At 55.9% G+C, this 13,133-nt stretch carries 10 protein-coding genes; 5 read left to right on the forward strand and 5 right to left on the reverse strand.

Annotated elements, in window-relative coordinates; all coding sequences use genetic code 11:
- Positions 1-29 precede the first annotated feature (29 nt).
- The 4 genes from cydD (at position 30) to infA (ending at position 4,759) form a co-directional block, all read left to right on the forward strand.
- Positions 30-1,796 (forward strand): heme ABC transporter permease/ATP-binding protein CydD, encoded by a 1,767-nt coding sequence (cydD, locus tag EGY08_RS05540; RefSeq protein ID WP_087830077.1) that lies wholly within the window; start codon positions 30-32, stop codon positions 1,794-1,796.
- Positions 1,797-3,518 carry a heme ABC transporter ATP-binding protein/permease CydC gene (gene cydC, locus EGY08_RS05545; RefSeq protein ID WP_049112131.1) on the forward strand — a complete coding sequence of 574 codons (1,722 nt, stop codon included), beginning with the start codon at positions 1,797-1,799 and terminating at the stop codon, positions 3,516-3,518.
- A gap of 38 nt (positions 3,519-3,556) precedes the next feature.
- Positions 3,557-4,261 carry a leucyl/phenylalanyl-tRNA--protein transferase gene (aat, locus tag EGY08_RS05550; RefSeq protein ID WP_049112133.1) on the forward strand — a complete coding sequence of 235 codons (705 nt, stop codon included), beginning with the start codon at positions 3,557-3,559 and terminating at the stop codon, positions 4,259-4,261.
- Between the two features lie 279 nt (positions 4,262-4,540).
- A complete protein-coding gene (gene infA, locus EGY08_RS05560; protein ID WP_002211347.1) occupies positions 4,541-4,759 on the forward strand; it encodes a translation initiation factor IF-1 in 219 nt (72 codons plus the stop codon).
- 138 nt (positions 4,760-4,897) lie between these two features.
- Here the strand turns inward: infA and clpA are convergent, their stop codons facing one another.
- The gene (gene clpA / locus EGY08_RS05565; RefSeq protein ID WP_004130900.1) at positions 4,898-7,180 is read right to left on the reverse strand and encodes an ATP-dependent Clp protease ATP-binding subunit ClpA; all 2,283 of its coding nucleotides are present in this window, start codon (positions 7,178-7,180) and stop codon (positions 4,898-4,900) included.
- 30 nt (positions 7,181-7,210) lie between these two features.
- On the reverse strand, positions 7,211-7,528 hold the full coding sequence (gene clpS, locus EGY08_RS05570) for an ATP-dependent Clp protease adapter ClpS (RefSeq protein ID WP_004130898.1): 318 nt from the start codon (positions 7,526-7,528) through the stop codon (positions 7,211-7,213).
- Positions 7,529-7,852: 324 nt separating this feature from the next.
- Between clpS and cspD the strand changes: the two genes are divergently transcribed.
- A complete protein-coding gene (gene cspD, locus EGY08_RS05575; RefSeq protein ID WP_004100627.1) occupies positions 7,853-8,083 on the forward strand; it encodes a cold shock-like protein CspD in 231 nt (76 codons plus the stop codon).
- A gap of 68 nt (positions 8,084-8,151) precedes the next feature.
- On the opposite strand, the gene macB is transcribed toward cspD, so the two are convergent.
- The 3 genes from macB to EGY08_RS05590 form a co-directional block, all read right to left on the reverse strand.
- On the reverse strand, positions 8,152-10,098 hold the full coding sequence (gene macB, locus EGY08_RS05580) for a macrolide ABC transporter ATP-binding protein/permease MacB (RefSeq protein ID WP_004130896.1): 1,947 nt from the start codon (positions 10,096-10,098) through the stop codon (positions 8,152-8,154).
- Positions 10,095-11,210: a macrolide transporter subunit MacA gene (gene macA / locus EGY08_RS05585; protein WP_004130894.1), complete on the reverse strand. Its 1,116-nt coding sequence runs from the start codon at positions 11,208-11,210 to the stop codon at positions 10,095-10,097. Before macA ends, macB begins: the two co-directional genes overlap by 4 nt.
- Before the next feature lie 174 nt (positions 11,211-11,384).
- Complete coding sequence (locus tag EGY08_RS05590) at positions 11,385-13,043, reverse strand: ATP-dependent endonuclease (RefSeq protein WP_004130893.1); 1,659 nt, start codon at positions 13,041-13,043, stop codon at positions 11,385-11,387.
- Positions 13,044-13,133: the final 90 nt, after the last annotated feature.

The following is a 13,133-nucleotide window of genomic DNA, read 5'->3' on the forward strand; positions in this document are numbered from 1 at the left end:
AACTCATAACTACACCTGCTAAGCGCGCAATGAATAAAACCCGTCAACAAGAGTTAACCCGTTGGTTAAAAGATCAAAGCATTATCTCCCGTCGCTGGTTGATGATTTCCCGAGTATTGGGCGTCGTTAGCGGCCTGTTGATCGTTGCTCAGGCCTGGTTCCTGGCGAGGATCCTTCACCGCATGATTATGGAAAATATCCCCGCGACGGCGCTGCTGCTGCCCTTTACGCTACTGGTGCTGGTCTTCGTACTTCGCGCCTGGGTGGTCTGGCTGCGTGAAAAAGTGGGGTTTCAGGCAGGTCAACATATCCGACTGGAGATCCGCCGTCAGGTTCTGGATCGCTTACAGCAAGCGGGGCCGGCCTGGATACAGGGGAAACCCGCCGGTAGCTGGGCCACGCTGATCCTTGAGCAGATCGACGATATGCATGATTACTATGCTCGCTATTTGCCGCAGATGACGCTGGCGGCCTCTATCCCTTTGCTGATTGTCATCACTATTTTCCCGGTCAACTGGGCTGCAGCGCTTATTCTGCTGGGCACCGCCCCGCTTATTCCGCTGTTTATGGCGCTGGTTGGGATGGGTGCGGCCGATGCCAACCGACGCAACTTTCTCGCTCTGGCGCGGTTGAGCGGCCATTTTCTCGATCGCCTGCGCGGTATGGAAACGCTGCGAATTTTTCATCGCGGTGAAGCAGAGACCGACAACATACGCGAAGCCTCTCAAGATTTCCGCCAGCGGACCATGGAAGTACTGCGCCTGGCGTTTCTCTCCTCCGGGGTACTGGAATTTTTCACCTCGCTCTCTATTGCGCTGGTCGCCGTTTACTTTGGCTTCTCCTATTTGGGGGAGCTCAACTTTGGCCATTACGGCGCCGGGGTGACGTTGATGTCCGGTTTCCTCGCCCTGATTCTGGCCCCCGAGTTTTTCCAGCCGCTGCGCGATTTAGGCACCTTTTATCATGCTAAAGCGCAGGCTATTGGCGCCGCTGATAGCCTGAAGACCTTTATGGAAACGCCGCTGGCGCAGGCAGAGCGTGGGGAAAAGGCATTAAGCGATGACGTAATGGTAAGCCTTGAAGCTCGCGACGTGCTGATTAAATCTCCCGAAGGAAAAGTGCTGGCCGGACCGCTGAGTTTTTCCTTACGCGCTGGGGAACGTGTGGTGCTGGTTGGACAAAGCGGCTCGGGCAAGAGCTCGCTGCTGAATACGTTAACCGGTTTTCTTCCCTATGATGGCTCTCTCAGGGTCAATGGCGTTGAGTTAAAGAGCCTGGACGCCGACCGCTGGCGCCGTCTCCTGAGTTGGGTTGGGCAAAATCCGCAATTGCCCGCGGCGACGCTGCGCGAAAATGTCCTGCTCTCTTGCCCTGATGCTACCGAATCCCAACTGCAGCTTGCGCTGGATAAAGCCTGGGTCAGCGAGTTCCTCACCCTTCTGCCGCAGGGTATTAATACGCCTGTTGGCGATCAGGCCGGTCATCTGTCGGTCGGGCAGGCCCAGCGCGTCGCCGTCGCCCGCGCGCTGCTGGTGCCCTGTCGTCTGCTGCTATTGGACGAACCAGCGGCCAGCCTTGACGCGCATAGCGAACAGCGGGTGATGCAGGCGCTGACCAATGCGTCAACACAGCAAACCACGCTGATGGTTACCCACCAGTTGGAAGGCCTGGCGAACTGGGATGCCGTCTGGGTTATGCAGGATGGTCAAATTGTTGAGCAAGGCAGTTATTCGCAGTTGGCGGCCGCAGGCGGTCCTTTCGCGACCCTACTCGCCCATCGTCAGGAGGAGATTTAAATGCGCGCATTGTGGCCTTACCTGGCGCTCTACAAACGACACAAATGGCTGTTGCTGCTCGGTATCGTGTTGGCGATCGTGACGCTGCTGGCCAGTATTGGCCTATTAACGCTGTCGGGCTGGTTCCTGTCGGCATCCGCCGTGGTTGGCGTAGCGGGCATCTACAGCTTTAACTATATGCTGCCGGCCGCCGGCGTACGCGGCGCGGCGATTATTCGCACCGCAGGCCGCTACTTTGAGCGTCTGGTCAGTCATGACGCCACCTTCCGCGTCCTGCAGCACCTGCGGGTCTTTACCTTTAGCAAGCTGCTGCCGCTCTCCCCCGCCGGACTGGCGCGTTTTCGACAGGGCGAGCTGCTCAACCGGGTGGTTGCCGATGTCGATACCCTGGATCATCTCTATCTACGCGTTATATCGCCGCTAGTAGGGGCGCTGGTGGTGATCCTGGTCGTCACCGTGGGACTGAGCGTGCTGGACGTCACGCTGGCCCTGACCCTCGGCGGTATTATGCTGCTCACCCTGCTGGTGATGCCGCCGCTGTTCTATCGCGCCGGCAAACCCGCTGGTGAAAGCATGACCCGGCTTCGCGGACAGTATCGCCAGCAGTTAACCTCATGGCTGCAGGGACAGGCGGAGCTCATGCTGTTCAACGCCAGCGATCGCTACCGGCGGCAAATGGAAAAAACAGAAGCGCATTGGCTGGATGCGCAGCGTCGCCAGGCGGAACTGACCGCGCTCTCTCAGGCGCTGATGCTGCTGATTGGCGGTATTGCGGTTATCGCTATGCTGTGGCTCGCCTCCGCGGGCGTTGGCGGCGATACTCAGCCAGGGGCGCTGATTGCGCTGTTTGTCTTTTGCGCGCTGGCGGCGTTCGAAGCGCTGGCGCCGGTTACTGGCGCATTTCAGCATCTGGGGCAGGTGATCGCTTCCGCAAAACGCATCACGCAAATCACCGAGCAAGAGCCGGAAGTCTGCTTCGCTCAGGGCAAAGACCAGAAGCTGGATCGCGTCTCGTTGAGCTTAAATCAGGTTACCTTCAGATATCCTCAGCAGCCCTCCCCTGCGCTGGAAAATATTTCATTGCAGGTCAAGGCCGGGGAACATATCGCCATTCTGGGGCGCACAGGCTGCGGTAAATCAACCCTGTTGCAGCTGCTGACCCGGGCATGGGATCCGGCGGAAGGCGAAATATTACTCAACGATCAGCCGCTGGCGCAGCTAAACGAAGCAACGCTGCGTCAGGCGATGAGCGTCGTGCCGCAGCGAGTGCACCTGTTCAGCGCCACATTGCGCGATAACCTGCTGCTGGCTTCCCCGAACGCCAGCGATGCCCGGCTTGCCGAAACGCTTGAGCGCGTCGGTTTAGCGAAATTACTGGACGATAGCGGCCTGAATAGCTGGCTGGGCGAAGGCGGCCGTCAGCTCTCCGGCGGCGAACTGCGCAGACTGGCTATCGCCCGCGCCCTGCTTCACGATTCCCCGCTCATGCTGCTTGATGAGCCTACTGAAGGCCTCGATGCGACGACCGAAAGCCAAATCCTTGATTTACTCGCAGAAGTGATGCGTGAAAAAACCGTATTAATGGTGACCCATCGTCTGCGTGGACTGGCGCGTTTTAATCAGATAATAGTCATGGACAACGGGAAGATTATTGAGCAAGGTAGTCACGCAGAACTGCTGGCTGAACAGGGGCGTTACTACCAGTTTAAGCAGCGTCTGTAGGCTACTATTGAATCATTGCCTGATGCGTTGAGGTAAAAATGCGGCTGGTTCAGCTCTCTCATCATTCCATCGCCTTCCCCTCCCCGGAAGGCGCTTTACGTGAACCTAATGGCCTGTTGGCGCTGGGCGGCGATCTTAGCCCGGCGCGGCTACTGATGGCCTATCAGCGCGGTATTTTTCCGTGGTTTTCACCCGGCGATCCTATTTTATGGTGGTCCCCCGATCCGCGAGCGGTACTGTGGCCAGAGAAATTTCATCTCAGCCGCAGTATGAAGCGTTTCCATCAGCGCTCGCCTTATCGCGTCACGCTGAATCACGCCTTCGGTCAGGTTATCGAGGGCTGCGCCGACCATCGCGATGAGGGAACATGGATAACGGCAGGAATCGTTCAGGCCTACCATCAGCTGCACGAGCTGGGACATGCGCATTCTATTGAAGTGTGGCAGGGAGATGCTTTAGTCGGTGGAATGTATGGCGTTGCGCAGGGCGCGCTGTTTTGCGGAGAGTCGATGTTCAGCCGTGCCGAAAACGCCTCTAAAACCGCGCTGCTGGTCTTTAGCCAGGTATTTTCACAGGATGGCGGAAAATTAATCGATTGTCAGGTGCTGAATAAGCATACGGCGTCGCTGGGCGCAGTGGAAATTCCTCGCCGCGATTACCTCGACTATCTCTCCGTGCTGCGGACTTATCGTCTACCGGAACTATTCTGGGTACCGAGGGTGCTATTTGCAGGAGAAGCGTAAATGTTTTCAGCACATTTTTTGTTGGGATGTTATAATTGCGCGGTAGAGTAGCTTCTGCCCGTTGCCCCGCCGCCGTTTGGGAATAATAAGAGTCAGATAACACCCATTGTTCTGTCACTCCCCCTTTACGTTTGCGCCTGTCACCCGGTTTATCCGCGTGAATCACGGGTAATGCGCCAAAACTACTTCGGCGATTTGACGTAAAACTTTACATACTTGCTGAACTTCGGCATTATCTTGCCGGTTCAAAACTACGGTAGTGATACCCCAGAGGACTAGATGGCCAAAGAAGACAATATTGAAATGCAGGGCACCGTACTTGATACGCTGCCTAACACTATGTTCCGCGTAGAACTGGAAAACGGTCACGTGGTAACTGCGCATATTTCCGGTAAAATGCGTAAAAACTACATCCGCATTCTGACGGGCGACAAAGTGACTGTTGAGCTGACCCCGTACGACCTGAGCAAAGGCCGCATTGTCTTCCGTAGTCGCTGATCGTTTTCGCGCTTAGCGCGCCAGATGCTGAAGGCCGGGATAATTCCCGGTCTTTTCATTTCTACGTCATTTACAACTAAAAGCGCGCAGATAAAAAAACCGGCCCTGAGGCCGGTTTTGTCATTGGGTACCAGAAACTTAATGCGCCGCTTCCGGTTTGTGCTTCTGCGCACTCTGGAAGTCGTAGGTCAGCGCATTTTTCTCTTTGTCCAGTTCCACCGTTACCTGGCCGCCGTCAACCAGTAAGCCAAACAGCAGCTCGTTGGCCAGCGGTTTTTTCAGGTTGTCCTGAATTACCCGTGCCATCGGACGTGCGCCCATGGCCCGGTCATAGCCTTTCTCGGCCAGCCAATCGCGAGCTTCCTGGCTGACTTCCAAAGAGACGCCTTTCTGATCCAGCTGAACCTGCAGCTCGACGATAAATTTATCCACCACCTGATGGATAACCGTCGTAGACAGGTGATCAAACCAGATAATGTTGTCGAGACGGTTACGGAATTCCGGCGTAAAGATCTTTTTGATCTCATCCATCGCATCCGGACTGTTGTCCTGATGAATAAGGCCAATGGATTTACGCTCGGTTTCACGCACCCCGGCGTTGGTGGTCATCACCAGCACCACGTTGCGGAAATCCGCTTTGCGGCCGTTGTTGTCGGTCAGCGTCCCGTTATCCATCACCTGCAGCAGCAGGTTAAAGACGTCCGGATGCGCTTTTTCAATTTCATCAAGCAGCAGCACCGCGTGCGGATGCTTAATAACCGCATCGGTCAGCAGCCCGCCCTGATCGAAACCGACGTAACCCGGAGGCGCACCGATTAAGCGGCTGACGGTATGACGTTCCATATATTCGGACATATCAAAACGCAGCAGCTCAATGCCCAGCGACTTCGCCAGCTGTACGGTAACCTCGGTTTTACCGACCCCGGTAGGCCCGGCGAACAGGAAAGAGCCGACGGGTTTGTGCTCATGGCCAAGCCCGGCGCGCGCCATCTTGATCGCTTCGGTTAAGGCCTCAATCGCCTTATCCTGGCCGAAGACCAGCATTTTCAGGCGATCGCCGAGGTTTTTCAGCGTATCGCGATCGCTGCGGGAAACGCTCTTCTCAGGTATGCGCGCAATCCGCGCTACCACGGACTCAATATCCGCCACGTTAACCGTTTTCTTACGTTTACTCACCGGCATCAAGCGCGCACGCGCCCCGGCTTCATCAATCACGTCAATCGCCTTATCCGGCAGATGACGATCGTTAATGTATTTCACCGCCAGTTCCACCGCCGCACGTACCGCCTTCGCGGTGTAACGGACATCGTGGTGCGCTTCATACTTCGGCTTCAGGCCGTTAATAATCTGCACCGTCTCTTCCACGGAAGGTTCGGTGATATCAATTTTCTGGAAACGACGCGCCAGGGCACGATCTTTTTCAAAGATGTTGCTGAATTCCTGGTAGGTTGTCGAACCGATTACCCGGATCTTACCGCTGGAAAGCAGCGGTTTAATCAGGTTAGCGGCATCGACCTGCCCGCCGGAAGCCGCCCCCGCACCGATAATGGTGTGGATCTCATCGATGAACAGAATACTGTTGGTGTCCTGCTCCAGCTGCTTGAGCAGCGCTTTAAAGCGTTTTTCAAAATCGCCGCGATACTTGGTGCCTGCCAGCAGCGAACCGATATCCAGCGAATAGATAGTGCAATCGGCCATCACTTCCGGCACGTCGCCCTGCACGATACGCCAGGCAAGCCCTTCAGCAATAGCGGTTTTACCGACGCCGGATTCCCCCACCAGCAGCGGGTTGTTCTTGCGACGGCGGCACAGAACCTGAATAGCGCGTTCCAGCTCTTTCTCGCGACCGATCAGCGGATCGATACCGCCTACGCGGGCAAGCTGGTTGAGGTTGGTGGTGAAGTTTTCCATACGATCCTCCCCGCCTGCTTGCTCTTCGCCGCTGCCTGGCTGGCTTCCGCTACTATCGGAAGACTGGCTCGGCTCGTCTTTACGCGTACCGTGAGAGATGAAATTCACTACATCAAGTCGGCTGACTTCGTGTTTACGCAGCAGATAGGCCGCCTGAGACTCCTGCTCGCTGAAAATCGCGACCAGAACGTTGGCGCCAGTCACTTCGCTGCGGCCGGAAGACTGGACGTGGAAAACGGCACGCTGCAGGACGCGCTGGAAGCTCAGCGTCGGCTGAGTATCGCGCTCTTCTTCCGTTGCAGGCAGTACGGGTGTGGTCTGTTCGATGAAGGCTTCAAGCTCCTGACGCAGCGCGACCAGGTCCACTGAACACGCTTCAAGCGCTTCGCGGGCCGAAGGGTTGCTAAGCAGCGCCAGCAACAAGTGCTCGACGGTCATGAACTCATGACGGTGCTCGCGCGCTCTGGCGAAAGCCATGTTTAAACTGAGTTCCAGTTCTTGATTGAGCATAGGCACCTCCCCCAAGTTTATTGCCTGCATTCAGGCTTTTTCTAGCGTACACAACAACGGATGTTCGTTCTCCCTTGCGTACTGGTTCACCATCGATACTTTGGTTTCGGCGACTTCGGCGGTAAAGACCCCGCAAATCGCTTTACCTTGATAGTGAACCGTCAGCATCAGTTGCGTTGCACGTTCAACATCATAAGAAAAGAATTTTTGTAACACGTCAATAACAAACTCCATTGGAGTGTAGTCATCATTGACTAATATCACTTTATACATAGATGGCGGTTTAAGCGCATCCTTAACTTCGTCCTCTACTAGCTGATCGAAGTCCAACCAGTCTCTCTTACTCATCGTCAGTGTTCATCATCGGTTGCTGTTGCCAACAGGCGGTGGCCTGTCGATGACCAGAGGCTATGCACATCACAAATCTACAATAGATCATAGATAATTATCATCTATTACTTCCATCCGCGACGTCTGTCACATTCCCCGGCAATAGCGTTAACTGCTTCAAATTTTGACGCATTTTTCACCGTCCCCCAGCGTCAATCGCTTGACGCATTTCCTGATTTCTCTAAATTGTAGTGGCGAGAGTTGGCGAGCAAATGAACAACTCGTCACTCCACTACCGGTTCATTCCATCTTACTTATAAGATTTACGAAGGATGTCGAAGTATGGAAATGGGTACTGTTAAGTGGTTCAACAATGCCAAAGGGTTCGGTTTTATCTGCCCTGAGGGCGGCGGCGAAGACATTTTCGCCCATTACTCCACCATCCAGATGGATGGTTACAGAACGCTAAAAGCCGGACAAGCGGTTCGGTTTGATGTTCACCAGGGGCCAAAAGGTAACCACGCCAGCGTGATTGTCCCTGTTGAAGCTGAAGAAACAGAAACAGCCGCATAACTCTTTTGCTTCATTGTGTACATCCCGCCAGCAAAATGCCAGTCCTTCTGACTGGCATTTTTTTATCGCTACTCGCGCGCCAGGGCGTCTACCGGGTCCAGACGCGCCGCGTTGCGCGCCGGTAGCCAGCCAAACAGCACCCCAGTCAGCGTGGAGCATAAAAATGCGGTCAATAGCGCCAACGGCGAAAAACCGATCTCCCAGCCGGGTAAAAACAGCTGGAGAACAAAGGCGATCAGCAGCGAAAGCGTGACGCCCAGCGCCCCGCCGACCAGGCAAACCAACACCGCCTCGATCAAAAACTGCTGTAACACATCGCTGGCCCGCGCACCGACCGCCATACGGATACCGATCTCCCGCGTGCGCTCGGTGACTGAGACCAGCATAATGTTCATTACGCCAATTCCGCCGACCACCAGCGCAATCACCGCCACCAGCGTCAGAAACAGCTGTAATGTATGTGTGGTCCGTTCCGCCGTTTTCAAGACGCTGTCCATATTCCAGGTGAAAACATCTTTCTTACCGTGACGCAGTTCCAGTAGACGCAACAGCTGCTGCTCGGCAATCGAGCTGTCATAACCTTCATTCACCCGCACGGTGATGGAATTCAGCCACGACTGCCCCATCACCCGCCCGGCCATCGTGGTATAGGGTAACCAGACGCGCAGGATTTTGCTGCTGCCGAACATCGACTGTTTTTCATCCGCGACGCCGATCACCGTCGCCGGCATGTTGCCGACCAGAATGATCTCACCCACCACTTTCGCTTTGTGCGGAAACAGCTGTCGACGCGCGTTACTGTCGAGCACCACCACCTGCGCGCGGCTATTTAGCTGAAGCTCGTTAAAGGTATTTCCTTCGCTGAAGGTCATGCCGTAGACGTTAAAATACTGTGACCCCACGCCCTCAGCGCTGGCGGCAACGTCAATGTTATCAGCCCGCAGACGCAGGCTTTTTGATACCGCCGGGGTCGCCGAACTGACCCAGGGCTGTTTCTGAATAGCCAACAGGTCATCGTACTTCAGAGACTGCTGATAGCGAGGATCGTCATCGCCGAAATCCTTGCCGGGATAAACATCAATGGTATTGGTACCGATAGCGCGAATATCGGCCAGCACCATCTGCTTCGCGGCATCGCCCACCACCACAATCGACACCACCGAGGCAATACCGATAATAATCCCGAGCATCGTCAGCAGCGTACGCATTTTATTCGCCGCCATCGCGCGCCAGGCCATAACCAGCGCTTCGCGAAAGCCGCTGCTGAACTGACGCCACGCCGATGGCTCAGCCGCCGTACGCTGACGCAGTACGCCGCCGTGGGCGGACCCCAGCGCGGGCGGATTACGCACGATTTCACCATCGTGTATTTCAATGACCCGTTCTGCCTGGGCCGCCACCTGCGGATCATGGGTGACGATAATCACCGTATGCCCCTGCGCTTTTAGCTGGTGAAGGATCCCCATGACCTCTTCGCCGGAGCGGCTGTCCAGCGCGCCGGTTGGCTCATCCGCGAGAATCACTTCCCCGCCGTTCATCAGGGCGCGGGCGATACTCACCCGCTGCTGCTGGCCGCCGGAGAGCTGCGAAGGCTGATATTCAGCTCTGTCGCCCAGTCCCAACCGAATCAGCAGCTCATGGGCCCGGGCCAGACGCGCTTTACGCTCCGCGCCGGCATAAACCGCCGGAACTTCGACGTTCTGCGCCGCGGTCAGATGCGATAGCAGGTGATAGCGCTGGAAAATAAAGCCGAAATGCTCCCGCCGCAGGCGCGCCAGCTCGTCGCCGTTGAGACGAGCCACGTCCGTTCCCGCGACCCGGTAGGTACCGCCGGTCGGTTTGTCCAGACAGCCGAGAATATTCATCAGCGTGGATTTGCCGGAGCCGGACGCCCCGACAATAGCCACCATTTCTCCTGCGGCAATGCTCAACGTAATGCCTTTCAGCACCTCAACGTTGCCCTCACCAGAAGGATAGCTGCGGCGAATATCACGCAGTTCCAGTAACGCCGTCATTTCGCCGCTCCGGCCGCACCTTCGCCGATAATCACTTCATCCCCCTCTTCCAGCCCTTTCACCACTGCCACATCGGTGTCGTTACGCGCGCCGATAACGATTTCACGCTCTTTAACTTCACCGGTACGCAGCAGACGCACGTGGTAGCGGTTATCGCCGATGGCTTCACCCAGCGCGCTCAGCGGGATGGTGATGACGTTTTTCACTTCCGAGAGCTGGATATGCACCTGGGCGGTCATTTCCAGACGCAGGATGCCCTGCGGGTTCGGCACTTCAAAACGGGCGTAGTAGAAAATCGCGTCATTGACCTTTTCGGGTGTCGGCAAGATATCCTTCAATGTCCCTTCATAGCGCGTCAGCGGATCGCCCAGCACGGTAAACCAGGCTTTTTGCCCCGGCTTCAGATGAATCACGTCCGCTTCCGAGACCTGCGCCTTCACCAGCATAGTGCTGAGATCGGCCAAGGTTAAAATATTCGGCGCCTGCTGGGCGGCAATCACCGTCTGCCCCTGCAGGGTAGTGATTTGCGTCACTTCCCCGGACATCGGTGCCAAAATTTTGGTGTAGTCGAGGTTGGTTTTGGCCGTATCCAGGGTAGCCTGATTACGTTTGACCTGCGCTTCAATCGTACCGATTTGCGCCTCTTTGACCGCTAAGTCAGTCGCGGCGGTATCGAGGTCCTGGCGAGAGACTAACTGGCGCTGCGCCAGCTGCTGCTGGCGGGCCAACGTCGCCGCAGACAGTTTACGCTCCGCACGGGCCTGGTTGAGCTGCGCCCGCAGCTCCATCAGCGTCGCTTCAACTTCTTTAATCTGGTTTTCCGCCTGCTCGGGATCGATAACCCCCAGCAGTTGATCTTTTTTGACTTTGTCGCCAATCTCAACGCGCAGCGTTTTTAGCTGTCCGCTAACCTGGGCTCCGACGTCAACTTTTTTTAACGCATCCAGCTTACCGGTCGCCAGCACGCTCTGCTGCAGGTCGCCTTTGCGTACAACCAGCGTCTGATATTGCGGCAGCGGCGCATTCAGAATTCGCCATCCCCAGACGGCGAGGGCCAGTACGACAATCGCCAGCAGCCACCATACTTTCCTGCGCTTTCCATTTAATTTCATAAAAATTCCTGATGTTTTAACCCGCAGAACCCGCAACAATTCTATCTAAATGCGGCAATAGAATAACGCGCATTTTTAGCTGCGCTTAATTTTTGTTTAACCAAAGTTGAAGGTCGCGCGGATCAAGGCGTGCCGGGAGAGTTCCCGGCAGAGAGAGGTAAACGGCGGTCGGCGCTAATCCGCCCGCCCGCGCGCCAGCCATAGCACGCGGGAAAACATTTTTTTCAACAGCGCCGGAATGGCGTCAACCCCGCGACGCCCGGCCTCCATCGCCACTTCAATCGCCAGGTCCGGTTTTGACGAACGGTGGATCGCTTTGGTGATCACCCGCCGCATATTCATGGGAATATTCATCGGCAGCTGGGCCACCCGATGATAAACATCGTCGAAGCCCTGGCGGTACATAAAATGCTCCATATCCATCGCCGGTAGCGCGGTGAGATGGTCGCGCTCAAGCATTTTGTCGTCATTTAACAGCCCGCGAACGGTGGCGGCATATTTCTTCCCGGCCTCATCGCCGTCCACCAGCACGTGCCATTCAATACCCATTCGCCGGGCGAATTTGATAAGCGGTTTTAATCCCGACTGGGCAAACTCAATCACCTTCACCCCTTCTGCATCAAAATGGTGGCCGCACTGGCGGGCCAGCTCGTTGATAACCCAGGTTTCGGTCTCCCCTTCGACCAGCAGCCAGCAGCGGGCAAAGAGCGATGAAGCGCGGTTAAAGCGAATATGAAAAGCGATGCGCCGGCTGTCTTCGGCATTCATCCCGCCGGGACCCAGCCGCCAGGCAGATACCCGTGAAGATTCGCGCACCAGCCGGCAAACGTGCTCGACGGGCGTTAATGACAGCAGTTCGCCAGAGTTCGTCGTCGTCACCCGCTGCAGCGGCAGTAAATTAAGCAAATGCCAGGCTACAGAAAGCATAATCGGATGCAGACGGGTTTCCGGGTCCTCAATCAACAAGAGCGGCCGCGCATCGCGATCGAGTCTCACCGTACCTTTCGCCTGCAACAACGTAGAAAACAGTCCCAATAAAATCACCCGATGGCTGCGCCCGCCGGGCTTGTCGATCATCCTGTTAATGATGTCCAGGTAGCGCCAGCTGCGCTGTTCATCATGTGAATGACGGCGCATCAGGCGATGACGCGACTGTGCGCTGCTCTGCTCGGCAAAATAGTGCTCCAGCAATTGCACCATGGCCGACAGCCCCTGGCGGATCTGCCCATCGGTTAAATTTTGCGGATGATGCACCAGTTCTCGGGAGAGGAAATCAAGCTGGCGCGCGGTAATTTCGATCTGCGGCGAATGCGGAACAGTGCCGTTGTGGATCCGTCGCATAAAGCGGGCGTCGCGCAGCCGCAGAACCGGCATCAGCCGCACCAGGTGACGGGCGAGTTCATCAATATCGTCAAGCTCCAGCGCTTCCCCTTCACCATTAATAAAGCTACGCAGGGTCATTACGCTGTCGTCATCAGCAAGCTCCCCCTCGAGGCGATAGAAAACGCGCTGATAGCCGTCGTCGCAGGGCACCCAGCAGTTGCTGAGAGGGCGATAGCGTCGTACCCGATGGCGGCCGGGTTCATTTTCACGGAAGGTCAAAATGATATGCAGATGATGCTCGCGCCCCTGAATATCGCCGGGCGGAAACCAAAAATCTTCCCGAACAAAATGATAAAGGTCAAACTCCGGCGACAGGAGTAGCGTCAGGGCATCCAGCAGGCTGGATTTACCCCAGGCATTTTCGCCAATCAGCACGTTATTTTGCTCAAGCATCAACGATAAACGGTTAATGCCGCGAAAACCGACTATTTCGACGCGCTCAAGATGCATATGCCCTCCGCTCGGTGGCGACTATCTCCTTCAGTTATCAGCAGTATAGCGAGGTGAGCATCAACATGACACCACAGGCGTATTATGAAT

Origin of the sequence: Klebsiella sp. FDAARGOS_511, assembly GCF_003812845.1 — a bacterium.
GTDB classification, from domain to species: Bacteria; Pseudomonadota; Gammaproteobacteria; order Enterobacterales; family Enterobacteriaceae; genus Klebsiella; species Klebsiella grimontii.